This window comes from Micromonospora noduli, assembly GCF_003264475.1.
Taxonomy (GTDB): domain Bacteria; phylum Actinomycetota; class Actinomycetes; order Mycobacteriales; family Micromonosporaceae; genus Micromonospora; species Micromonospora noduli.
In genome coordinates this window covers 184,365-208,252 of sequence record NZ_PYAC01000017.1, presented here as the reverse complement: position 1 = coordinate 208,252, position 23,888 = coordinate 184,365, and the positions used below count along the sequence as shown (strand labels likewise).

General features: G+C 72.5%; 19 protein-coding genes. 16 read left to right on the top strand and 3 right to left on the bottom strand.

The genetic code is table 11. The features are described from left to right. Nucleotides 1–204: 204 nt before the first annotated feature. From MED15_RS19685 to MED15_RS19650, 8 genes are read left to right on the top strand one after another with little or no spacing between them, the layout of a single operon-like run. Nucleotides 205–2,604, top strand: coding sequence for a sensor histidine kinase (locus MED15_RS19685; RefSeq protein ID WP_112736562.1), 2,400 nt, complete (start codon nucleotides 205–207; stop codon nucleotides 2,602–2,604). Nucleotides 2,605–2,620: 16 nt separating this feature from the next. Beyond that, entirely contained in the window at nucleotides 2,621–3,025 is a 405-nt protein-coding gene (locus tag MED15_RS19680) for a roadblock/LC7 domain-containing protein (RefSeq protein ID WP_030490280.1), read from the top strand. A gap of 53 nt (nucleotides 3,026–3,078) precedes the next feature. Then, entirely contained in the window at nucleotides 3,079–4,272 is a 1,194-nt protein-coding gene (locus MED15_RS19675; protein WP_112584491.1) for an ABC transporter substrate-binding protein, read from the top strand. Further along, nucleotides 4,269–5,165, top strand: a complete 897-nt coding sequence (locus MED15_RS33850) for a branched-chain amino acid ABC transporter permease (protein ID WP_112584490.1) — start codon at nucleotides 4,269–4,271, stop codon at nucleotides 5,163–5,165. Before MED15_RS19675 ends, MED15_RS33850 begins: the two co-directional genes overlap by 4 nt. Further along, on the top strand, nucleotides 5,162–6,181 hold the full coding sequence (locus MED15_RS33845) for a branched-chain amino acid ABC transporter permease (RefSeq protein WP_112736560.1): 1,020 nt from the start codon (nucleotides 5,162–5,164) through the stop codon (nucleotides 6,179–6,181). Before MED15_RS33850 ends, MED15_RS33845 begins: the two co-directional genes overlap by 4 nt. Beyond that, complete coding sequence (locus MED15_RS34285; protein WP_112736558.1) at nucleotides 6,178–6,921, top strand: ABC transporter ATP-binding protein; 744 nt, start codon at nucleotides 6,178–6,180, stop codon at nucleotides 6,919–6,921. The genes MED15_RS33845 and MED15_RS34285 overlap by 4 nt, the downstream gene beginning before the upstream one ends. Beyond that, on the top strand, nucleotides 6,921–7,697 hold the full coding sequence (locus MED15_RS34280) for an ABC transporter ATP-binding protein (protein ID WP_112736556.1): 777 nt from the start codon (nucleotides 6,921–6,923) through the stop codon (nucleotides 7,695–7,697). Before MED15_RS34285 ends, MED15_RS34280 begins: the two co-directional genes overlap by 1 nt. Nucleotides 7,698–7,729: 32 nt before the next feature. Further along, nucleotides 7,730–8,533, top strand: a complete 804-nt coding sequence (locus tag MED15_RS19650) for a class I SAM-dependent methyltransferase (RefSeq protein ID WP_112736554.1) — start codon at nucleotides 7,730–7,732, stop codon at nucleotides 8,531–8,533. 388 nt (nucleotides 8,534–8,921) lie between these two features. Here MED15_RS19650 and MED15_RS19645 read toward each other — a convergent pair whose 3' ends face one another. After that, nucleotides 8,922–9,863, bottom strand: coding sequence for a hypothetical protein (locus tag MED15_RS19645; RefSeq protein WP_112736552.1), 942 nt, complete (start codon nucleotides 9,861–9,863; stop codon nucleotides 8,922–8,924). A 294-nt stretch (nucleotides 9,864–10,157) separates the two neighbouring features. On the opposite strand from MED15_RS19645, the gene MED15_RS19640 reads away from it, so the two are divergent. Next, complete coding sequence (locus MED15_RS19640) at nucleotides 10,158–11,138, top strand: ATP-binding cassette domain-containing protein (protein WP_112736550.1); 981 nt, start codon at nucleotides 10,158–10,160, stop codon at nucleotides 11,136–11,138. After that, entirely contained in the window at nucleotides 11,135–11,962 is an 828-nt protein-coding gene (locus tag MED15_RS19635; RefSeq protein WP_112736548.1) for an ABC transporter permease, read from the top strand. Before MED15_RS19640 ends, MED15_RS19635 begins: the two co-directional genes overlap by 4 nt. A gap of 1 nt (nucleotide 11,963) precedes the next feature. Here MED15_RS19635 and MED15_RS19630 read toward each other — a convergent pair whose 3' ends face one another. Next, the gene (locus MED15_RS19630) at nucleotides 11,964–15,152 is read right to left on the bottom strand and encodes an ATP-binding protein (RefSeq protein ID WP_112736546.1); all 3,189 of its coding nucleotides are present in this window, start codon (nucleotides 15,150–15,152) and stop codon (nucleotides 11,964–11,966) included. 113 nt (nucleotides 15,153–15,265) lie between these two features. Here MED15_RS19630 and MED15_RS19625 point away from each other — a divergent pair, with 113 nt between their 5' ends. The 6 genes from MED15_RS19625 to MED15_RS19600 all read left to right on the top strand — a co-directional run bounded on the left by MED15_RS19625 (nucleotide 15,266) and on the right by MED15_RS19600 (nucleotide 22,268). Next, nucleotides 15,266–16,099 carry an ABC transporter ATP-binding protein gene (locus MED15_RS19625; protein ID WP_112736544.1) on the top strand — a complete coding sequence of 278 codons (834 nt, stop codon included), beginning with the start codon at nucleotides 15,266–15,268 and terminating at the stop codon, nucleotides 16,097–16,099. A gap of 32 nt (nucleotides 16,100–16,131) precedes the next feature. Further along, nucleotides 16,132–17,115: an ABC transporter substrate-binding protein gene (locus MED15_RS19620; protein ID WP_112736542.1), complete on the top strand. Its 984-nt coding sequence runs from the start codon at nucleotides 16,132–16,134 to the stop codon at nucleotides 17,113–17,115. 5 nt (nucleotides 17,116–17,120) lie between these two features. Next, entirely contained in the window at nucleotides 17,121–19,220 is a 2,100-nt protein-coding gene (locus MED15_RS19615; protein WP_112736578.1) for an iron ABC transporter permease, read from the top strand. A gap of 27 nt (nucleotides 19,221–19,247) precedes the next feature. Then, nucleotides 19,248–20,153 carry a siderophore-interacting protein gene (locus MED15_RS19610; protein WP_112736540.1) on the top strand — a complete coding sequence of 302 codons (906 nt, stop codon included), beginning with the start codon at nucleotides 19,248–19,250 and terminating at the stop codon, nucleotides 20,151–20,153. A 131-nt stretch (nucleotides 20,154–20,284) separates the two neighbouring features. Then, nucleotides 20,285–21,745, top strand: a complete 1,461-nt coding sequence (locus MED15_RS19605; protein WP_091406888.1) for an SDR family oxidoreductase — start codon at nucleotides 20,285–20,287, stop codon at nucleotides 21,743–21,745. 46 nt (nucleotides 21,746–21,791) lie between these two features. After that, the gene (locus MED15_RS19600) at nucleotides 21,792–22,268 is read left to right on the top strand and encodes a heme-degrading domain-containing protein (RefSeq protein ID WP_112584538.1); all 477 of its coding nucleotides are present in this window, start codon (nucleotides 21,792–21,794) and stop codon (nucleotides 22,266–22,268) included. A 45-nt stretch (nucleotides 22,269–22,313) separates the two neighbouring features. Here MED15_RS19600 and MED15_RS19595 read toward each other — a convergent pair whose 3' ends face one another. Further along, on the bottom strand, nucleotides 22,314–23,690 hold the full coding sequence (locus MED15_RS19595) for an FAD-dependent oxidoreductase (RefSeq protein WP_112584537.1): 1,377 nt from the start codon (nucleotides 23,688–23,690) through the stop codon (nucleotides 22,314–22,316). Between the last annotated feature and the right edge of the window lie 198 nt (nucleotides 23,691–23,888).

Below are 23,888 nucleotides of genomic sequence, written 5' to 3'. Positions count from 1 at the left end.
GTACAGATGCTGGTACGGGCAGTTTGTACCACGGCCAGGTCTGGTCTACGAGCGCGGCTTCCGGCCGAATGGGACTTGCATTCGGCAACGTGCGTATAGACCGTCATCGACGAGTCGTGGGAGTCAATCTTGGCGTCGAGCACCCGGTCCCACGCGGCCAGACCCTACCCGACCCGTCGACGCGGTTGGAAGATCGCCGGCCGAATGCGGCTCATCGTCGCGGCCCCGCTCGTCGCCGTGATCGGCTTCGCCGGTCTCGCGCTGACCGAGAGCGCACGCCAGACGGCCCGCGCCAGCGACCTGCGGATCCTGGCGCAGGTCGGTGCCGAGGCCGGCGACCTGGCCTACCGCCTGCAACGCGAACGCATCGCCGCCGCCGACCTGCTCACCTATGCCCGGCCGGAGCAGCAGGACGCCTTCGGCGTGGAGATGGCCGCCACCGATGGCGCCGTCGTCCGCTACCGCGGGCAGCGTGGCCGACTGTCTGCCGACAGCGGCACCAACACGGCTCTGCTGCGGCGCATCGACGCGGCACTGGACGGCCTCGCCCCGCTGCGCACCCAGGTGCGCACCGCCACGCACGCGTCGGTGTCGGCGATGACCTTCAGCTACCGCATCGCGATAGCCGACCTCATCAACTTCCGGGAGAACGTCTCACACGGCGTGGTGGACGCCCCACTCGCCGACGGGATCCGGGCCTCGGCGGCGCTGTCGAAGACGGCCGAGGCCATCGGTCAGCAGCAGGTGGCCGTGCTGCGCGCCGTCGCGGGCGGCGAGCTGACCCCGGCCATGCAGCAGGACATCACCGCGGCCCGCACCAGCTACACGGAGTCGAGCCTGTCGTTCCTGGCCCTGGCCCCACCGGAGTGGAGCGTCTGGTGGGAGCAGGCCGGCACCGGCAAGGAGGCGCTCGCCCTGCAACGGATGCAGGACGAGGTGTCCCGGGCCCAGCCGGGGTCGCAACTGAAACTGGAGACCGACGCCTGGGTGTCCACCACCCAGACGCGCGCCGCCCGGCTGGCCGACCTGCGCGCCCGGGTCGACGGCGCGGTCCGCGACGACGTTCGGGCCGCGCACGCCGACCAGCGCCTCCGGGCCGTGGCCGAGGCGGCCAGCGTCCTCCTGGCCCTGATCCTGACCGCGTTGGTGACCTGGGCCGTCGCACGACAGATCACCCGGCGGCTGCGCCGGCTACGGGACGCGGCCAACGCGGTGGCCTTCGAACAGCTCCCCGCCGTGGTGGCCCAGCTCCAACAGCCCGGCAGCGCCACCGTCGACCCACAGAAGCTGGCCCACCAGCAGTCCAGTGCCGCCCTCGAACCGTCCAGCGACGACGAGATCGGCGAACTGGGTCAGGCATTCAGCGCCGTGCACCAGGCCGCCGTGCGGACCGCCGCCGAACAGGCCGTCATGCGCGCCAACACCGCCGACATCTTCATCCACCTGAGCCGCCGCGAACAGCGACTGGTCGACGCCGTCCTCGCCCAGGTCGACCTGGTCGAGCGGGACGAGACCGACCCCGACCGGCTCGACCAGCTGTACACACTGGACAACCTGGCGACCCGGATGGGCCGGATCAACGCCAGCCTGCTGGTGCTCGGTGGTGTCGGCGTGGGTCGCGTACGCCAGCGCGACGTCCCGCTGCAACAGGTGCTCCAGGCAGCACTGTCCCAGATCGAGCACTACGCGCGGGTCCGGCTCGGCATGATCGACGGGGACGTCGCGGTGGCTGCCAAGACCGTCGACGAGGTCGTGCACCTGCTCGCCGAACTCATGGACAACGCCACGACGTACTCGCCGCCGGGCAGCGAGACCTGGGTGAGCGGCCGGAGCCTGGGAGACCGCGTCATCGTCCAGATCAGCGACGAGGGTGTGGGGCTGTCCGCGCAGCGGATGCAGCAACTCAACGAGCTGCTGGCCCGCCCGCCGGCCATCGACGTGGCCGCCGTACGGGCGATGGGGCTGGTCGTCGTGGGCCAGCTCGCGGCCCGGCTGGGCGCCACCGTCCAACTGCGACGCGGCCCCCGACGCGGCATCCTCGCCGAGGCGACACTGCCCGCGGCGATCATCCGGTCGCTGCCACCGGAGGAGTACCTGCTCGCACCCGGCCGGCTGTCGCGGCGGGCAGCGCGGACTACCAACCCCCCGCCGCCGTACCAGCCGCGCCCCGAACCCACCGCCGGACGCCCGCCGGCCGAACGGACCCTGCCGGCCGCGCCGGTCTTCCGACCGGCTCCCCCACCCCCGGACCGGGGTGACGCGCCCACCGAGGAGCTGCTCATCTTCGAACAGGTCAACCACTGGTTCCAGAACGACGTCGTCGACGGCCAGAACGGCCAGAACGGCCAGCAGTGGTCCAGCCCCGCCGACGACGCCTGGCGTACGGCCGCCCAGGCGCACACCCCCGAGGTCGCCACGACCACCAACTCCGGCCTGCCCAAACGACAGCCGCAACGGCACCTCGTGCCCGGCGGTGTGACAGTGCCCCAGCAGCAGCAACGGTCCGAGTACCGCGACCCGGCACAGGTGGCGACGGCGATGGCCGCGTACGCGCGGGGCGTGGCGAACCGACGGCGCACCCCGATCAACCTCGGCAACAAATGACGCGACAGGAGAGCACGTGACCGACCAACAGGATCTCGGCTGGCTGCTGGACAACTTCGCGGCGCGCGCGACCGAGGTCAGCCACGCGATCGCCATTTCCAGCGACGGCCTGATGGTGGCCGCCACCCGCGACCTGCCACCGGACCGGGCCGACCAGTTGGCCGCCACGGGTAGCGGGCTGGTCAGCCTGCTGCGGGGGGCGGCGGCCTTCTTCGACGCCGGCGCGGTGATCTCCAACGTCACCCAGCTCGAGGGCGGGTTCATGTTCTCCATGGCCTTCAACGACGGCGCCTCGCTGCTGGTGCTCGCCGCGCCCGAGTGTGACGTGGGCAAGGTCTCCTACGAGATGACCGAGCTGGCCAACCGCATCGGGGACGCGCTGACCCCCGCTGCCCGAGCGGCGCTCGCCCGCAGCCGCTGACCACCCCGGCGCCCCCACGCCGGAAACCCCTTCCCCTTCCTCTGGAGTCAGACATGCCTCTCATCACGCCTTGGCGCAGCCGTGCCCTCACCGCCGCGCTGCTCGCCGCCGTGCTGACCACCAGCACGGCCTGTGGCGACGACGCTCCGGGCACGAGCGCCGGCGGCTCGATAAAGATCGGCCTGCTCGCGTCGCTGTCCGGGACGTACCAGGCGGTCGGTACGGAGATCCGCGACGGCTTCCAGCTCTACCTGGACACCCACGACGGCAAGTTGGGGGGTCGGCAGGTCGACCTCATCGTCGCGGACGAGGGCAACGGCGCCCAGACCGCTGTCCCGGCGGCGACCAAGCTGCTCAAGCAGGACCGGGTGTCCGCGCTCACCGGCATCGTCGGTGGCGGCTCGGTCGCCGGAGTCACCCCCGTGCTCAACGAGACCAAGGTGCCACTGGTCGGCTCCAACGGCCGGCCGGAACTCAAGGACGTCTCCCGGGTCTGGCACACCTCGTACCTCTCCGACGAGCCCGGGGCGGCGATCGCCCAGCACGTCCGCGACAACGTGAAGGGCTCCGTGTACGCGATCGGCCCGGACTACCAGGGCGGTTGGGACGAGCTGCGCGGCTTCACCGACGCGTTCGGCAAGATCGGCGGAAAGCTCGCGAACGCCGACGGCAAGACGACCTTCACGCCGTTCCCGGCCACCACCAACTTTCTCCCGTACTTCGCCCGCATCAAGGCATCCGGCGCGGCGGCCGTCTACACCTTCTACGCCGGCAGCGCCGCCGTCGACTTCGTCAAGCAGTACGCGCAGTCCGAGATCAAGGACATCCCGTTGTACGCGGCCGGGTTCCTCACCGAGGGCGGCGTGCTCAACGCGCAGGGCGAGGCCGCCCGGGACATCTACTCGGTGCTCAACTACTCGCCCGACCTCGACAACGCGGAGAACCGCGCCTTCGTGGCCGCGTGGAAGGCGAAGCACGACGGCTCGCCGACGACCTACGCGCTGGCCTCGTACGACGCGGCGGCGGTGCTGGACCGGGCGATCGGCGCCGCCGGAAGCGACCCGACCCCCGAGGCCATCAACACGGCCATCGGCAAACTCGGCCAGATCGCCAGCCCGCGCGGCACCTGGCAGTTCTCCACCACCACGCACTCCCCGGTGCAGAAGTGGTACCTGCGGCAGGTCCGCCAGGACGGCCGGGCGCTGTCCAACACCGTCGTGGGCGACCTCGCGACCGTCGGCCGGTGATAGCGGTGGCGGCCGGCACGAACCGGATCGACCCGTACCTGATCCCGGCGTTGGACGGAGTCGCCTACGGGCTGCTGGTGTTCGTCGCCGCGTCGGGCCTGGTCTTCTGTTTCGGCGTCGCCAACATCCTCAACCTGGCGCACGGCCTGCTCTACGCGATCGGCGGGTACACCGCCGCGGCGCTGCTCGACGGCGGCTGGGCGAGCCTGGCGTTGGCGTTGGCGGTCGGTGTGCTGGCCGCCGCCGCGGCGGGGGTGCTCCTGGCCGGTCTGCTCACACCGGTCGCCACCGGCAATCACCTGAGTCAGGCGCTGCTGACGTTCGGGGTGGCGCTGGCCGGCGGCAGCCTGCTCGTCGCCGGCTTCGGACCCGACAACCCGCAGGTCCAGGTGCCCGCAGCCCTGGAGGGGTCGGTGATGGTGGCCGGTCACCGCTACGCCGCGTACCGGTTGGTGTTCATCGTCGTCGCCGCCGTGCTCGCCGCCGCCCTCTACCTGGTGGTGCGACGCACCAGGGCCGGGATGCTCGTCCGGGCGGCCGTCGACGACCCGGAGATGGTCGCCTGTCTGGGCGTGAGTCCAGCGCGGATCCGGGCCGGTGTGCTCGCCGCCGCCGGTGCGCTGGCCGGCGCGGCCGGGGTCCTGGGCGCGCCCATCATCGGCCCCGGCACGGGCACCGCAGACACGGTGCTGCTGCTCTCCCTGGTGGTGGTCGTCCTCGGTGGTCTCGGGTCGATGGCGGGCACCCTGCTGGCCGCGCTCGCGATCGGCGAGATCCAGACGCTGGGAGTGGCGCTGCTGCCGTCCGCCGCGCCGTTTCTGCTCTTCGCCGCCATGGCGGCCGTGCTGGCCGTGCGGGCGCGTGGCCTGGCCGGCAGGTGGAGGGCGGCATGAGAGGCGAGGTGATCCGGCGAGTTCGGGGCGGCATCGCGGCACTCGTCCTGGTCGGCCTGGTCGTGGCGCCCTGGGTGGTCGACGACTACACCACGGCGATCCTCGCCCGGACGCTGGCGCTGGCCCTGGTCGGGGTGAGCGTGGCCCTGCTCACCGGCGTCGCCGGCATGCCCACCCTCGGCCAGACCGCACCGTACGCGGCGGGCGCCTACGCTTGCGCCGTGGTCGGGAGCCGAGTCTCCAACGTCGGCGTCGTGCAGCTCGTCGTCGCGGCGGCCGCCGGGGCGTTGCTGGCCGCGCTGACCGTGCCGCTCGTCGTGCACGCCCGAGGGGTGATCGTCCTGATGATCACCCTTGCCATCGGCGAACTCGTCGTCATCGTCCTCGGGCGGTGGCGGTCGGTGACCGGTGGCACGGACGGGCTGGCCGGCATCCCACCGGTCCGCCCGTTCTGGGGGCTCCCGGCCCTGGCCAACGATCAGGCCCGTTACCTGTACGCCCTGGTAGTCGTGGCCATGCTGGTCGGCGCGGTGCTGGTGCTGCTGCGTACCCGGGCGGGGTTGGTGCTGCGTGCCGGCCGCGACGACGAGACGCGGTTGCGGGCCAGCGGTCACCGGGTGGCGCTGCACCTGTCCGGCGCGCACATCGCCGCCGGGGCGATCGCCGGCGCCGCCGGCTCGCTCCTGGTCGTCGCCCAGCAGTACATCTCCCCCGCCGACTTCGGCTTCGACACCTCCGCGCTGCTGCTGCTCGGTGTCGTCATCGGAGGCACCGCCTCGGTGGGCGGCGCCCTGGTGGGTGCGGCGTTGGTCATCGCCGTCCGGGACTGGCTGTTCGGGGTGCTGCCCGGCCACGCGCCACTGGTGCTGGGCGCGCTGTTCGTGGCGACGGTCTACCTGCTGCCCACCGGCGTCAACCGGGCCCGGGGTCGGCTGCGCCCGCCGAACGCCCCGGCGCCACAGCCGGACCAGCCAGCCGCCCATGATCAGACCACCGTTGCGGAGCTGCACCGATGACCGGCCTGCTGGAAGCCCAGGAGATCAGCGTGCGGTACGGCTCGCTCGCCGCACTCGACGGCGTGGACCTGCGCATCCACGACGGCCAGCGGCACGCGTTGATCGGCCCGAACGGGGCCGGCAAGACGACCCTGCTCAACGTGCTCGGCGGGTCCACCAGGCCGCACCGCGGCACGGTGCGGTTCGACGGACGGGACGTCGGTCGGCTCGGCCCGGCGGCCCGGGCCCGGCGGGGCATCAACCGCATCCACCAACGACCCGCTGTCTTTCCGACGCTCACCGCGACGGAGAACGTCGTGGTGGCCGCGCTGCCCCGGGTCATCCCACGCCGCCGGTGGTGGCCGGGCGGACGCCGACGCGCCGCGCAGCGCCTGGCCGGCCCACTGCTGGACCAGATGGGGCTCACCGCCGTCGCGGCGGTGCCCGCCGGGCACCTCGCGCACGGGCAACGACGCCAGTTGGAGATCGCGATGGCCCTGGCCGGTCGCCCCCGCCTGCTGCTCCTCGACGAACCGGCGTCCGGGCTGTCCGCCATCGAGGTCGGCCGGCTGGTCGAGTTGCTCCAGGCGCTACCCAGGGCGGTCGCCGTGTTGCTGGTCGAACACCGACTGGACCTGGTGTACGCCCTCTCCGACACGGTCACCGTGTTGCGCGACGGTCAGACGTTGGCCGCCGGCACACCGGACGAGATCCGTACCTCGCCGCTGGTGCGGCAGGCCTACGCCGACGGGGTGGCCTGATGCTCACTGTGGATCGTCTCTGCGCCGGCTACGGCGGGGGAATCGTCCTGCACGAGGTCAGCCTTCGGGTACGACCGGGCAGCATCCAGGCCGTGGTGGGCCGCAACGGGGCGGGCAAGAGCACGCTCGTGCACACCATCGCCGGGCTGGTACGGGCGTCCAGCGGTCGCATCGAGATCGGCGGCGAGCACGTCGCCGGTCGACAACCACATCGCATCGCCCAGTCCGGCGTCGGTCTCGTCCCGCAGGGCCGCCGGGTCTTCTCCCGGTTGACAGTCGCCGAGCACCTGCACCTGGCGGCCGCGCCGTGGCGGGCTCCCACCTCCGGCGGCGAGGGCTGGACCGTCGCCAGGACCCTGGAACTGCTGCCGAGGCTGGCGGTGCGGCTGCGACACCGCGGTTGCGAACTCTCCGGGGGCGAGCAGCAGATGCTGGCGATAGCCCGTGCTCTGCTCGGCCAACCCCGGGTGCTGCTGCTCGACGAACCATGTGAGGGGCTCTCGCCCGACCTGGCGGCGCGGGTCCGCGAACTCGTCAACGGTCTCGCCGCCGACGGCCTGACCGTGCTGCTCGTGGAGCAGCAACTCCAGCACGCCATCGAGCTCGCGGACCGGGTGGCGGTGCTGGAGTACGGCCGGGTGGTCTACGACCGGCCGACCGCGGAGGCCCGCCGCGATCCGGCCCCACTGGTGGCGATGTTGAGCGTCACCGCCGCCGCGCCGCCCCCACCCCTGGCCAACCGATCGACCCCTCGGCTCTGGGCCGACACCCCGTAGTCACCCGACCATTCACGGAGAGGTAGACACCGATGACCACCGCTACGAGCGATGACACGTACACGTTCGACAACGGCGCACCGGACGCCGTTCCCCAGATGCACGCGCTGGAGTCCTTCCTGGATCCGATCACGACACGTCGGCTGGCCCGACCGGTGCTGGAACCGGGCGCGACCTGCTGGGAGGTCGGGGCGGGTGGCGGCTCGATGGCCCGTCGGATGGCCCGCGCGGTCGGCGACGACGGGCACGTGCTGGCCACCGACATCGACCCCACACACCTCGTGGCCGAGGGCAACCTGCACGTACGCCAGCACGACGTGCGCACCGAACCGCCACCCGGGGACACGTTCGACCTGATCCACGCCCGGCTGGTGCTGCTGCACCTCCCCGATCGACGACGGGTCCTGCGCACGCTCACCGGAGCGCTGGCGCCCGGCGGGTGGCTGGTGGTCGAGGAGTTCGACTGCACCGCGCCGCAGCGGGTGCTGACCGCCCCGACCGACGACGCCGCGAAGCTCTTCGCGCAGGTCATGGACGCCATGATGGGTGTCCTGGAGGACCACGGCGCCGACCTGGGCTGGGCGCAGGACGTGCACACCGAGATGGCCCTCGCCGGTCTGACCGACCTGGACACCATCACCCACTCGCAGAGCTGGGCCGGCGGGTCTTCCGGAACGTCGCTCTACGAGACCAACTCCCGCCAGTTGGAACCGGACCTGCTGGCCGCCGGGCTGTCGCCCCAGCAACTGCACGCCTTCCGACGGCTGCTTCGTGACCCCGGGTTCGCCGTCATGTCGTACCACTTCGTCTCCACGCGGGGCCGCCTACCGAGCTGAGCAGGTGGACCACCGCGCGGAGCGCGGTCACGCCGTCCGTACCTCTCCCGCCGCAGCACCTCCCCCCCGCTGCGCTCCGGACAGCTCTACGACGGCGTCGACCGCACCGGCCGGGCTCCCCGCAAGGGAGCCCGGCCGGCCCGTGCCCGGCGTGTGCTCTGACTGGCCCGCCATGTCGTCGTGCTGTTGAGCGGTATACCTCGGAGGTATGAATATGACTCTGAGGTATACCGCTCACGACCGCATCCGCCCCGACGCAGGTGACCGTCGGTCACCGGCGGCCGCCGCGCCGGATCCATCCGAAGGTGGCCCAGGCAACGAAGCTGTGCAGGAGGGTCTGACCGGGCCCGGAGGAGACGATGCGGGCACCACCGAGGCCGGCACTGGCTCAGCGCGGAGTGGTTTCCTGGTGGGCCAGGACAATCAGGTCGTCAGGGCGGGCCGACAGCGGCGCCGTCGCCCCGTCGAGCCACACGAGGTAGCCCACCGGCGGACCGGACGAACCCCACCGGGCACCGATGATCGTGGCCGACCGCGCGTCGTGCGGCTGCGTGAGCAGGCGTACCCGGGTGCCCGGCGCGTGGCCGTCGTCGGCGACGATGAGCAGCGCGTCGAGGATCTGCCGGGCACCGGCGACAGGCAACCCCGGAACGTACGGCTCGCCCGCGTATCCCAGACGCGGCGTCATCATCGTGCTCAACAGCGCGGTCTGCCGGATCGCCTCCTGGCGGACCTGCCCGTCCACAATGCGTTCGGCCACGGTCAGCGCCTTCTGGATGCGCGACCAGAGGGCCAGTGGCTCCTGGTCGAGCAGGCGGCGGGCCTCGCGGTCGATCTCGGCGCAGGCCGTGTCGAGCGCGGTGTCCTCGCCGAGTTCCGCGATCCAGGCGAGGTCCCCCACCTCGGGCAGCAACCCTGGCGACTCGGCCACGATCACGATGTACAGCATCGCGAGCAGTTCCTCGCGGCCCTCGCCGTGATAGAGCGAGCCCACCCCGCTGCCGGTACGCCCACGGCTGGGCGGGAACCGCTCGACGAGGTGCAGCGCGCGGCCATGAGGTAGGGCAGCGGCCCGCCTGGTGTCCGACACCCGCTCCTCGAACGACCGCCGCTCACGGCGTTCGACGAGCAGCTGGCGATGCGGGTCGAACCCGATCGGATAGATCGTCCGCCCGTACCGGGAGAGGGTTTCGCCGGGCCGGAGGCCGACCGACTCAAGCTGGCGGGCCGCCTCCGAGTAGGCAACGCCGGCCCGGGCTGCATGCTCCCGGATGGCGCGCTTGCGGGCGCGTCCCGGGGCCGGGGTCCGTCGGGGAATCGGATCAGACATGACGCCTCCGGTGCAGCCCCACGCACTCCACCGAACGGGCGGCGTGACCGGCACGCCGGGAGTCGACACATCGGCGCGGAGTCGGAGACTCTTGGCCCAAGCATGTGGTCAGGCGTGGGCCACCACATCGGGCGCTGGCAGGCGCTCTGCCGTGGCCAGCATATCGTGACGCCGACCGCCGGTGTGGATGTGCACACCCTGGCCGCCCTCTCTCCCAGCCCTGGTGTCAGCCCGTGTCAGCCGATGTCGGCGGCGTGTCGGGGCGGTGTCAGCGGGCCCGCGCAGACTCGGCGCATGACAGCTGACCTGGTGATCGAGGCCGAGGGCCTCGTGAAGACGTTTGGGAAGACGAGGGCGCTTCAGGGCGTGGACCTCGCCGTACCCCGTGGGACGGTGCTCGGGGTGCTCGGGCCCAACGGCGCCGGCAAGACCACCGCCGTGCGCATCCTCTCCACCCTGCTCACCCCGGACGGCGGGACCGCCCGGATCAGCGGTTTCGACGTGGTACGGGACGCCGAACGCGTTCGGCAGAGTATCGGCCTCACCGGCCAGTACGCCTCGGTCGACGAGGACCTGACCGGGCGGCAGAACCTGGAGCTGTTCGGCACCCTGTTGGAGCTGGGGCGCGTCGGCGCGCGGCGACGGGCCGCCGAACTGCTCGACTGGTTCGACCTGACCGATGCCGCGAACCGCCCGGCCAAGACCTACTCCGGCGGCATGCGGCGACGGCTGGACCTGGCCGCCAGCCTCGTCGGCTCCCCCGACGTGATCTTCCTGGACGAGCCGACGACCGGGCTCGACCCGGCCAAGCGCGAGGACATGTGGGACGTGGTCCGTTCGCTTGTCAACAACGGCTCGACGGTGCTGCTGACCACCCAGTACCTGGAGGAGGCCGACGCGCTCGCCGACGCGATCACGGTGATCGACCACGGCCGGGTCATCGCGCACGACACCCCCGAAGGGCTCAAGCGGGTGGTCGGCGGGCAGACCCTGGAGGTCCGGCCGTCCGATCCGGCTCAGCTGCCGCGCACCGCGGAGATCCTGACCCAGGTCGGTTCCGGCGCGCAGGCCGACGAGATCCGTAAGGGCGTGCTCGCGGTGCCGGTCACCGACGACGCGGCCCTGACCGAGAGCGTCGCGCGGTTCGCCACGGCCGGCATCGGGGTCACCGAACTCTCCCTGCACCTGCCGAGCCTCGACGAGGTGTTCTTCACCCTCACCGGGCGTACGGCGTCTGAAGACGACACCACCCGCCCCACGGAGGTCGCGGCATGAGCACTCTGACCGACACAGCGCCCACGAGACGCCGCGTGCTCTCGAACTCCGCGCCGAACCCTCGGCCGTTCCGGCTGGTCCGGCACTCGTTGGCGCTCGCCAAGCGCAGCCTCATCAAGACCTGGCGTACGCCCGAGGCGCTCATCGACGTCACCCTGCAACCGGTGCTGTTCCTCATCATCTTCGTGTACGTCTTCGGCGGCGCGGTCGCCGGATCGACCCACGACTACCTGCAGTTCCTGCTGCCCGGAATCCTGGCGCAGACGATCGCGACCGGCGCCATCGCGATCGGCGTCAACCTCAACACCGACATCGCCAAGGGCATCTTCGACCGGTTCCGGTCGTTGCCGATCCCCCGCTCAGCCCCGCTGGTCGGCGCGGTCCTCGGCGATGTCGTCCGGTACGTCATCGTCACCGTGTCGACGCTCGCGATCGGCTACGTGATGGGTTTCCGAATTGACACCGACCCGTTCCGGGCGATCGCCGGGTGTCTGCTCGCGGTGCTGTTCGCGCTCTGCCTGAGCTGGCTGCCGGTGCTGGTGTCGATGAAGGTGCGGACCGCGGGTGCCGTGCAGGGTGTGATGTTCGCGTTGATCATGCCGCTGAGCTTCGCGTCCAATGTGTTCGTCGGCGCCGACACCCTGCCGGGCTGGATGCAGGCGTTCGTGGACGTCAACCCGATGACCCATCTGGTGGCGTCGGTACGCGGGCTGTTCCTCGGCACCCCACTGGGCAACCACGTGTGGTGGACGCTCGCCTGGTGCGCCGGCTTCGTTGCGGTGTTCATGCCGCTGGCGCTGCGGGCGTACCGCAAGAAAATCTGACCTACGCGAGCAGGTCGTCCATCAGCTCGCGGATCCGGCTGACGGCCGCGGCGGGTGGCCGCTCGCGCCACGCGGCCAGCAACGGCTCACGCTGCTCCTCGTTCCCGAGGATGGCGTTGAGCCGTTCGCCGTTTTCAAAGGGGAAGAACATCTCGATCTGGGTGCCGATCCGCTTCGCGAGTACGGCCAGTTCGCGGGCGCTGTCGACGTCACCCCGGTACGCCGCGAACTCCGCCCCGCCCGACGCCCACGCCCCGATCACCGGCAGGTCCCGTGAGGTCAGCGCATCGTCACGGGCGAGCGACAGCATCGCGGCCGCCTGGGTGGTGGCGTCGGTGCCCGACACCCGCCCAACCTGGGCCACGCGCAGGTAGATGATCGCCGCCGTGGCCCGGAGCATCACGCGCGGCTGTGGCTGCGGCCCGACCCAGCCGGCGAGGACGCGCGTCACCTCGTCGGCGTGGGCGAGCGCCTCGTCGTACCGCTCACGCTGCCAGGCGAGGTGCGCCAGGCCGAGCAGCGCCTGCGCGGAGTCGATCTGCTCGGCCTGGCCCAGCGCGGCCGTCTCACCCAGTCGCCGCTCGGCCTCGGCGTCGCCGGTCAGGGCGAGCTGCACGTCCAGCCGTACCCGGATCGACCGCGCGTCCTGCGTGGCGCCGACCAGCTCCATGTGCCGGACGCTGCGGGTCAGCCACTCGGCCGACCGGGCATCCCCGCCCGGGACCAGGAACTGCCCGACCGCACCCGCCGCCATCGCCATGCCCCAGTGGTCTCCGGCGGCCTCGAAGCGGTGGTAAGCCTGCTCGGCGTCGCTGATCGACGCTTCCGGCAGGCCGCCGTTCTCCCGCACCGCCGCGCGCGCGAACAGCCCCAGCGCCTGCACGTACGGGTCCGGGTGCGCGACCATCTCGGTCGCGCTCTTCAGGCTCTGCTCCACGTCGGACGCGTCGAAGCCGGGCAGCGCCGCCGCAATAGCGGTCATCCGGGACGACACCTCGCCGGGACGTTCGGTCTGGAGCGTCCGCAGCGCCCGCCGGGCGAGCACGGCGGGCCGCAGATCGGCGCTGACGCCGGCGTTCACGCTGATCACCACGCACGTCCAGGCCAGCCGGTCGGCGTTGGGCAGTGGCCGGCCGCTGGCCGCGCCGCGCAGGATCGCCGACCGCAGCCGCCGCTGCGGGTCGTCGATGTGCAGCAGCCCGCGCGCCCAGGCGAGGACCTCCAGGTGCAGGCCCCGCACCGACCAGAGGTGGAACAGCGCGGCGGCGACGTCGACGGCGGCGGGCTCGTCGTCCGTTCCCATCGCCCACCGCAGGCCGGCGACCAGGTTGTCCTGCTCGGCGGCGCAACGGTGCAGCGCCTCGACCTGGCCGGGGCCGATGAAGCGGCCGGTCAGCGCGACGGACTGCTCCCGCGCCCAGCTGACCAGGCCGGCCATGGCCTGATCCCGGGCACCGGCCGCGTCCAGCCGGGCCTCGCCGTACTCGCGGACCGTTTCGAGCATGCGGTAGCGCGGCGGACCGTCCCCCTCGACCAGGGTCAGCAGGGACTGTTCGACGAGGGTCGCCAGGCCGCGACGGACGTCCGGGGCCTGCGCGACGGCGGCGGCGAGGTCCGCGGTGAACGGCGCGGGAATGACCGCGACCCGCTGGAGCAGGTCGCGGTCGGCCCCGGCGAGCAGTTCCCTGCTCCAGTCGACAAGCGCCCACAGGCTCGCGTGCCGCTCGGGCAGGCCGCGTAGGGCGTCGTCGAGCAGGGCGAACCGGTCGGTCAGCCCGGCGAGCACGTCGTCGATCGGCATGTGCCGCAGTCGCGCGGCGGCCAGTTCGAGGGCCAACGGCAGGTTGTCGAGCCGGTGGCACAGGGCGAGCGCCCGCTCGGTGTCCCACGTCGGTACGGCGCCACCGGCCCGTGCCCGGGACTCGACCAGCGCGAGCGCGTCGGCGTCCGGCAACGCGGTCAGCCGGTGCACCAGCTCGCCGACCAGGCCCAGCGGGGCGCGGCTCGTCGCGAGCACCGCGACCTCCGGCGAGGCCGCCGCGACCAGGTCCGCGACGACGACGGCCACCGCGTCGAGCACGTGCTCGCAGTTGTCCAGCACCACCAGCCCGTCCAGGTCCGGCGCCACGGCGCGCAGCCGCTCCTCGGGGCTGAGGACCCGCCGCTCCAGACCCAGGTTGCCGCCGGTGGCCGTGGTGTCCGCGCCGCCGAGCGCGGCGAGCACAGTGGGCAGAACCTCGTCGGGCGAGCGCAGGCCGGCGAGTTCGATCACGCGTACCGCCTGCCCACCCGCCGCCGTACGCCTGGCCACCTCGGCGGCGAGCCGGGTCTTGCCCGCCCCGCCGGTCGCCACGATCGTCACGACGGGTGTCTCGGCGAGCGCGTCGGTGACGGCAGTGACGTCCCGCTCCCGGCCGACGAGGGCGGCCATGGGGCGGCGCCACGCGGCGGGCAGCGTGATCCGCGCCTGCTGCCGGGGCGGCGTCGGCGGCGCCGCGGCGGGCGGCGCGGTGAGTTCACCGCGCAGCAACGCCAGGTGGACGCTCGTGATCACGGGCGACGGGTCGGTGCCGTAGCGGTCGGCCAGGTCGGCGCGCAGCCGCTCGACCACCTCCAGCGCCTCCGCCTCCCGTCCCTGCGCGGCAAGCACCCGGACGAGCAGGGCGGCGGACGGCTCGTCCGGCGGTGTCCGCGCGACGAGTCGGCCCAGGTCGACCTCGTCGAACGGGCCCACGCCGGCGAGTGCCGCCTGCGCGCGCAGCGCGGCGACCTCCGCGAACAGGCGGGTGTCCTCGGCGCTGACCAACTCCGGCACCTCGGGGAACAGCGCCCGCGCCTGATCGGCCAGACCGCGGGCGGCACTGGCGTCACCGCACCGGAGCACGGTGCCCGCCTGATCGACGAGCGCGCGCGCCTCGACCGCGTCGACGGTGATCTGCTCGGCGGGCAGCCGGTATCCGCCCGGCACCGCGACCACGGGCAGCCCGAGACGGCGTACCCGGGACACGAGCGCCTGGACGGCGCCGGTCGCGTCGTCGGGTGGGGCCCCGTCCCAGACGGCGTCCACGAGCAGGTTCACGGAGACCGCGCGCCCCCGCGCGTCGACGAGCGCGCGGAGCACCGCCGCGAGCCGTTCACCCCGAACGGGCTGGCCGTCGACGGCGAGTGGGCCGAGGGTCGCGATCTGCACGGACCCAGCATCCCCCACGCGCGCACGGACCCGACGACCACCGGTCCGCCAGGCCGGTCACGGCCCCGCGACCGGCTTGACACGGCGTCATTTGGTTAGGTTAGCCTAACCTCATGCAGAACGAGTTGGCGTCGGTCAACGGGGAGCGCAGCCTGTCCGGCGTCGACCTCCGTCTGGGCTATCACGGTGTGCCGGTGGTGCACGGTGCCGTGATCAACCTGCGCGCGGGTGCCGTGACCGCACTGGTGGGGCCCAACGGCAGCGGCAAGTCCACCCTGCTGCGGGCCCTGGCCCGGCTGCACCCGATCGAGGCCGGAATCGTGCACCTCGCCGACGGCGTCACGGCCGCCAGCCTCGCGGCCCGGGAGTTCGCCCGGCGGGTCACCCTGCTCGCCCAGAGCCGGCCGGTGCCCAGCGGAGTCACCGTCCGCGACGTCGTCGGCTACGGCCGCCACCCCTACCGGGGGCGCTGGCGCACCGAGGACCCGGACGGTCCCGGCGCCATCGCACGCGCCATGGACGTCACCGGCGTCGCCGTGATGGCCGACCGTCCCGTCGACGAACTCTCCGGAGGCGAGTTGCAGCGGGTCTGGTTGGCCACCTGCCTCGCCCAGGACACCCCGGTTCTGCTCCTCGACGAACCCACCACGTTCCTCGACCTGCGCTACCAGGTGGAGATCCTCGACCTGGTCCGTGACCTCGCGGACGATCACGGCGTCGCCGTCGGCGTCGTGTTGCACGACCTCAACCAGGCAGCCGCCGTGGCCGACGAGGTGGTCCTGTTGCAGCAGGGCCGGGTCCGCGCCACCGGCACCCCGGCAACGGTGTTCACCGAGAACGCCCTCACCGAGACCTACGGGATCCGCATCGAGGTGACCACCGATCCGGCCAGCGGACTGGTCACCACCCGCCCGGTCGGGCGGCACCAGATCCGCGCCCTGGTCTGAACCACCCCCATCCACAGCAGAGAAAGACCGTCATGACCCGTACCCGTTTCACCGCCCTCATCGCCGTCGTGGCCGCGCTGACGCTCGGCGCCTGCGGCACCACCGAGAACGCCACGGCCCCCGACACCTCCGCCTCGGCGGCCGGCGGCCCGGTCACCGTCACCGACAGCCGGGGCAAGGAGATCACCCTCAAGGCGCCGGCGACGAAGGTCGTCGGGCTCGAGTGGGGCGAGGTCGAGCTGCTGGTCAGCCTGGGCGTCATGCCCGTCGGTGTCGCCGACCCCAAGGGTTACGGCACCTGGGTCACCTCCGCGAAGCTCGACCCGGGCGTCAAGGACGTCGGGGTCCGCGGCGAGCCCAGCGTCGACGCGATCGTCGCCCTCCAGCCCGACCTCGTCGTGATGGAGGACGACCGGGGCGCCAACATGGTCAGTCAGCTGGAGAAGTTCGTGCCCGTGGTGGTCGCCAAGGGCAGTGACGCCACCGACAACCTCGGCCGGATGCGCACCGACCTCAACATGATCGCGAAGGCGGTCGGCAAGACCACCGAGGCGGAGAAGCTGCTCACCGACTTCGACGCAGCCATCGCCGACGGCAAGAAGAGGATCGCCGACGCGGGTGCCGCCGGCCGTCCGTTCGCCATCGCCGACGGCTGGAAGGAGGGCAGCACCGTCAGCATCCGGATGTTCGGCACTGGCGCGCTGGTCTCCCAGATCGGCATCCAACTCGGCCTCACCAACGCCTGGACCGGCAAGACCGATGAGGTGTGGGGCCTGGGCCAGACCGACGTCGAGGGCATGACGGTCCTCAAGGACCCGAACATGCACCTCTTCTACAACGCCTCCGACGGCGACGACGTGTTCGCCGACGGTCTCGCCGGCAACGCCATCTGGAAGTCGCTGCCCTTCGTGCAGAAGGGCAACCTGCACAAGATGCCCAACGGCATCTGGACCTTCGGCGGTCCTCTCTCCGGCAAGCAGTACATCGACGAACTCGTCAGGACGTACACGGTGTGAGCGTGCTGAACGCGCCCCCACGCCCGGCGCCGGCCACCCGGCCGGCTCCGGGCGGACACCAGGCCGTGCCCCGCGTCGCCGTCGTCTTCGTCGCCGCGACCCTGCTGCTGCTCGTGGTCGGCGCGGTGCACCTCACCCAGGGCACCTCGAACGTCGGCGCCCTCGACCTGCTGCGGCTCGCGACCGGCGCGGACGACGAGGCGGCCCGCGTCCTGATCGCGTCCCGACTGCCCCGGCTGCTCGCCGGGCTCGCCATCGGCGTGGCGCTCGGGTTCGCCGGGGCGGCGTTGCAGTCGATCGCCCGCAACCCGCTCGCCTCCCCCGACACCCTCGCGGTCAACGCGGGCGCCCACCTGGCGATCGTCGCCGTCGCCGCGTTCGGCGTCTCACTGCCCGCGCTGCCCGCCGGCGGCCTCGCCTTCTGCGGCGGGCTGGCCGCCGCCGGCCTGGTGATGGCGATGTCCTCCGGTGGGCAGGCCGGCACCACCCGGCTGATCCTCGCCGGCTCGGCGACCGCGCTGGCTCTCGGGTCGGTGACCACACTGCTGCTGCTCCTGTTCGAGCAGGCCACCATCGGGCTGTTCGCCTGGGGGAACGGCTCGCTGGTGCAGAGCGACCTGACCGCGCTGACCCAACTCGCCCCGGTGATCGTCGGCGCCACCATCGTGCTCGTGCTGCTCGGGCACCGCCTCGACATCCTCGCCCTCGGCGACGACACCGCCACAGTGCTCGGCCTCGACGTGCGGCGCACCCGGCTCACAGTCATGGTGCTGGCCGTGCTGCTCTCCGCCGCGGCCGTCACCCTCACCGGCCCGGTCGGCTTCGTCGGCCTGTGCGCCCCGGTGATCGTCCGGCTGCTCGCCCCCATGGTGCCGGGCGTACACCGGCACCGCATCCTGCTGCCGTTGTCCGGCATCGCCGGGGTCATCATCGTGCTCGGCTCCGACGTGCTGCTGCGGGCCGTGATGGGCGGGCAGGCCGGGGTCGACATCCCCACCGGCGTGGTCACCACCCTGTTCGGCGCGGCGATCCTCATCTGGCTGGCCCGCCGGCACCGCGACGCCGGTCCCACCCGTCGCCCGCCCGGAGGGCACGCGGCCGTCCGCTCCGCCGCCTTCCACCGCGGCGTCGTCGCCGTCACCGCAGTCCTGACCGTCTGCGCCGTGGCGGTCGGCATGCTCGCCGGTGACACCTGGGTGCTGCTCGGCGACGTCGTCAACTGGGTCAACGGCACCACCGGGCCCGCGTACACCTTTGTGCTGGACCAGCGGTGGCCGCGCGTCGCCGCGGCGGTCCTGGCCGGCGCGGCGCTCGCGGTCGCCGGCACCACAGTGCAGGCGGTCTGCCGCAATCCGCTGGCCGAACCGGGCATCCTCGGCATCACCGCCGGCGCCGGGCTCGGCGCCGTCTCCCTGCTCACCTTCGTGCCGCTGGCCGGGGTGTGGGCCGTCTCCGGCGTCGCCGGGCTCGGCGCGATGCTGGCGTTCGCCCTGGTCTACGGCCTGGCCTGGCGCGGCGGACTGAGCTCCGACCGACTTGTGCTGATCGGCTTCGGCGCCTGGCAGGGCGGCATGGCGGTCATCACCTACCTGGTCGTGGCCTTCGACCCCTGGAACACCGGGAAGGCGTTGACCTGGCTGTCCGGCTCCACCTACGGCCGGATGCCCACCCAGGTGCTGCCGGTGCTGATCGCCCTGCTGGTGCTCACTCCGGCCGTGGTCGCCGCCCGTCGGGAACTCGACCTGATGGCGCTGGACGACGACACCCCCCGGGTGCTGGGCGTCCGACTGGAACGCACCCGGTTGATCGCGCTCGGCGCGGCGGCGCTGCTCACCTCCACCGCCGTCTCGGCCGTCGGGGTCATCGGTTTCGTCGGTCTGGTCGCCCCGCACGCCGCGCGGGCGCTCGTCGGCGGCCGGCACTCCCGGGTGCTCCCGGTGGCCGCCCTGCTCGGCGCGGCGCTGGTCAGCATCGCCGACACCCTCGGTCGGACGGTCATCGCTCCGGCCCAGATCCCCGCCGGCCTGGTCACCGCCATGATCGGCACCCCGTACTTCGTCTGGCTGCTGTGGCGCTCCCGCGCCGTGGCGAGCACCACCCGGTAGACGCGAGCCCGAGTCGAGAGAGGCACCATGACCGAGACCCTGCCCATCGCCCCGTGGCGCGTGTTCGCCGTCACCGTCCGGGCGGTACGTCGCCTGAGCCCGTCCTTCACCCGGGTGACCTTCACCGGGGCGGACCTGGACCGCTTCGCCGACAACGGTTACGACCAGCGGATCAAGCTGGCGCTGCCGCTGCCCGGTCAGGACCGGGCGACCCTGCCGGACGGCGCGGACTGGTACGCGACGTGGCGGGCCCTGCCCGAGCACCTGCGCAACCCGATACGCACCTACACGGTGCGGGCGGTCCGGCCGCACCTGGCCGAGGTCGATGTCGACCTGGTGCTGCACGGCGACGGTGGCCCGGCGACGCGTTGGGCTCGGCGGGCCAGCGTCGGCGACGAGATCGCCCTGGTCGGGCCGGATGCCGGCTTCGACGGCAACCACGGCGGGGTCGAGTTTCGACAGTCCACCGGCGGCACGGTGCTACTGGCCGGGGACGAGACCGCCGTGCCGGCGATCAGCAGCATCTGCGAGCGGCTCCCCCTCGACACCCGGGGCACTGTCGTGCTGGAGGTGCCCGACGCCGCCGACGTGCTGCCGCTGCTCGCGCCGCCTGGCGTCGAGGTCCGCTGGCTGGCCCGGGGTGCCGACGGGTACGGCAGCCGGCTGGTGCCCGCCGTCGTCGCGGCGGCCGGGGAACTGCTGGCCCCCGGCGCGTCGACGGCCGCCCAACCCGTGCCGGACGTCGACGTGGACACCGAGATCCTGTGGGAGGTGCCCGAGCGGGTGGCCTCGGCGCCGCTCTACGCGTGGCTGGCCGGGGAGGCCGGCGTCATCCGTAACCTGCGCCGGCACCTCGTCGCCGAGCGGGGTATGGACCGGCGGGCGGTGGCCTTCATGGGCTACTGGCGTCTCGGCCACGCCGACGCCGACTGACAGCGCCGCGAGGCGCACCACGCCGAGCGGCCGCGAGGTGCGTCGGAGGCCGTGAGGCGCGTACCGTTTCGGGTCGGACTTGGGGCGGGTCGGCTGGAGCCGGCACGGGATACGGGACGAGACAACGACGCATGACGGTGGACAACATTACCGAAAACGGTCAAGAGGGTATTGACCGAAGCCGGCTGGAGGCCTGCCTCAGCGTCTTCGAGGCGTTGGAGGCGCTGCCCTCCGACCACCCCGACGTGGTGCAGGTGCAGCGGGCCACCGCCCGGCTCTACAAGGTGATCAAGCAGCGGCGGCGGGAGGAGCGGCGGGACGCCATCCTCGCCGCCGACCGCGCGGTGACGGAGGCCACCGCCACCGGCGCTCCGGGGCGGATCGACGACGAGACACAGGGCATTCCGCTCGCGTCCTCCGTCGCGGGCGAGACGGCCGGCTTCCTGCACAACCCGCGCGGCTGCTACGTCTGCAAGCAGCGCTACCGTGAGGTGGACGCCTTCTACCACCAGCTCTGCCCGTCCTGCGCCGCCCTGAACCGGGAGCGCCGCGACGCCCGCACCGACCTGACCGGCCGGCGTGCGCTGCTCACCGGCGGCCGGGCCAAGATCGGCATGTACATCGCGCTGCGGCTGCTGCGCGACGGCGCGCACACGACGGTGACGACCCGGTTCCCGCACGACGCGGTCCGCCGCTTCGCCGCGATGCCCGACAGCGCGGACTGGCTGCACCGTCTGCGCATCGTCGGGATCGACCTACGCGACCCCGCCCAGGTGATCGCGCTCGCCGACGACGTCAGCAGCCAGGGCCCCCTCGACATTCTGATCAACAACGCGGCGCAGACCGTCCGCCGGTCCCCCGGGGCGTACGCGCAGCTCATCGCCGCCGAGGCCGCGGCCCTGCCGGACGGCCCGCTGCCGGAGCTGATCACGTTCGCCAAGCCGGACGGGCAGGGCGGCCCGGTGGGCAGCCTGACCGCCGGGCCACAGTCGACAGCGCTCACCCCGCACGCGCTCACCGCGCTGGCACTGACCAGCGGATCGGCCTCGCCGGAACGGATCGCGGCGTCCACGGCCATCGACGCCGGAGGTCTCGTGCCCGACCTCGACTCGGTCAACAGCTGGGTCCAGCGGGTCCAGGAGGTGGACCCGGTCGAGCTGCTCGAAGTGCAGCTGTGCAACGTCACCGCGCCGTTCGTGCTGGTCAGCCGGTTGCGTCCGGTGATGGCCGCCGCGTCGGCCCGCCGCAAGTACGTGGTGAACGTGTCGGCGATGGAGGGCCAGTTCGGTCGCGGTTACAAGGGGCCGGGGCACCCGCACACCAACATGGCCAAGGCGGCGCTGAACATGCTGACCCGCACCAGCGCCGAGGAGATGTTGACCGACGGCATCCTGATGACCAGCGTCGACACCGGCTGGATCACCGACGAACGCCCTCACCCGACGAAGATGCGGCTGGCCGACGAGGGCTTCCACGCCCCACTGGACCTGGTCGACGGAGCGGCCCGGGTGTACGACCCGATCGTCCGCGGCGAGCAGGGCGAGGATCTGTACGGCTGTTTTTTGAAGGACTACGCGCCCTGCGCCTGGTGATCGCCCCGCAGGACGAGGACGATCGCCCGCACCAAAGGAGAAGAACATGTCAGCTGACCGTGAATCGTGGCCGACGCTGGACGAGCTGCTGCGCGAGGAGAACGAGCTGGAGCTCGCGGGTCTGTCCGAGACCGACGCGTACGAGCTGGGGATGCTCGCCGTCACCGCCGCGACCGAGCAGCGGCTGCCGGTCTCGGTGGGCGTGTGGCGGGCCGGGCGGCAGCTGTTCCACTGTGGCCTGCCGGGGTCGACGGCGGACAACGACGCGTGGCTGCGCCGCAAGGGGCGGGTGGTGATGCGGTTCGAGCACTCCTCGCTCTACATGGCCCGGCTGTGCCAGGACAAGCAGGTGACGCTGGCAGAGAGGTTCGGCCTGCCGGCCTCGCGGTACGCGGCGGCCGGGGGCGCGGTGCCGCTGCGCGTGCGTGGCACCGGTGTGGTGGGCTGGGTCGGTGTCTCCGGGCTGCCGCAGCTGGACGACCACCGTTTCGTGGTCGACATCCTCCGCAAGCTCCCCCGGTAATGGGCTGTCCCGGCGGCCTCCTGCCGAGGCCGCCGGGTCACCCGCTCAGTGTGTGCGCCGGTTGGCCCGCAGGGCGCCCAGGAGCACGCCGGGCCGGGCCAGTGAGCGCGGGTGCTCGCGCATGGAAACCACGTCGTTGAACCGCCGCGCGGTCGCCACGTCCGTGACGGTCGCGGCGATGATCTGCCCACTGGCCCACCTGGAGAGCCGGTAGCCGCGCGGGTAGGGCCCGTCGACGTGGGGCAACGCCAGGTCCGCCGAGGTGGAGAGCGACCAGGCGGCGTCGACCACGACCTTCTGGAGCGCGAGGTAGTGACGCGCGGGCGCCCGCAGATCCGGACCGGACCGCAGGTACGTCGACAGGCAGGCCGCGTGCAGGGCCGCCGCTGTCATGCCCTGCCCGTACACCGGGTTGAACGACGCGACGGCGTCGCCGACGCTGATCAGACCGGCCGGGAACCGCTTGAGCGCGTGGAAGTCCCGTCGCCTGCTGTCGGCGTGGTGGTAGGTCTGGACGTCACCGATCATCTCCTGGTCGGCGACCTCGCCGAACTCCGGTGGGAACTGCTCGCGCAGGCGACGGACGAAGTCGTCGGCGGTGCGCCCCGGGCGGTCCTTGCCGTAACCGGCCATCATGGCCATCCACCGGCCGTCCTCGATGGCGAAGAACGCAGCCCCGGCCACGTCCGCCTGCGCCCTGGGGGTGTTCAATGCCAGCACGACCGTCGAGTCCGGCGTCACCTCCGGGCGACGGAACAGGGCGGTCGCGTAGTTGAGGTGCACTGTCATCCGCCGGGTGACCGGCCGGTCCCAGTCGGCCTGCTCCAGCCAGTCCGACAGTTTGCTGGACCGCCCCATGGCATCCACCACGAGGTCACCGCGCTCGACACCGGGCACCCCGCTGACCTCACAGCGGACCCCGGTGACAGCGGAGCCGTCGAACACGAGGCCGGTGGCGCGAGCGGTGATCGTCTTGACGTTGGGCAGTCGGAGCACCTGCTGGCGGATCAGGCCCTCCAGCAGCGGCCGACTGCCCGCCAGACTGTCGGCGTCGTCGGGGACGACGACCTTCAGACGTCCGTCGAGGTAGTTGCGCCGGGCCGCGGGCGGCGCCTCGACCGCTCCGCGCGCCAGTGCCTCGTCGCGGAATCCGGGAAACAGCCGCTCCAGCTGGAAGAGGCCGCCGGGCAGCAGCGCGTGCAACTGCGTCCCCTGGGGTACGCCGGGCCGCGCGCCGGTCACCTGCGGGTCGTCCCGGTCGATGATGACGACGGTGTCGGCGTGGTCGGACAGCACCCGGGCGGCCAGCAGACCGGCGACACTGCCGCCGACCACGACGGCCGTGCCCATCGTCGGGGACGGCTGGTCAGGGGGTCGAGCCGCATTCAGCTCTGCGAAGACCCGGGACGGGGAGAGGGACATCGTGCTCTCCAAGGGGGTAACGGGGTGTGTGCCCTCCCCGGTTACTGTCCGCGACCGTGCGCGGACAGACCGGTGGACGGTCGTTCGACGTTTTGCCCGCCGATCGTCGCACAACCACCTGAACGGCAACCGCCTGTGTCCGCCAGATGACCGCCTGTTGACCGGCGGGCCGGACGGGTCCGACGTTCGGACGGGTCA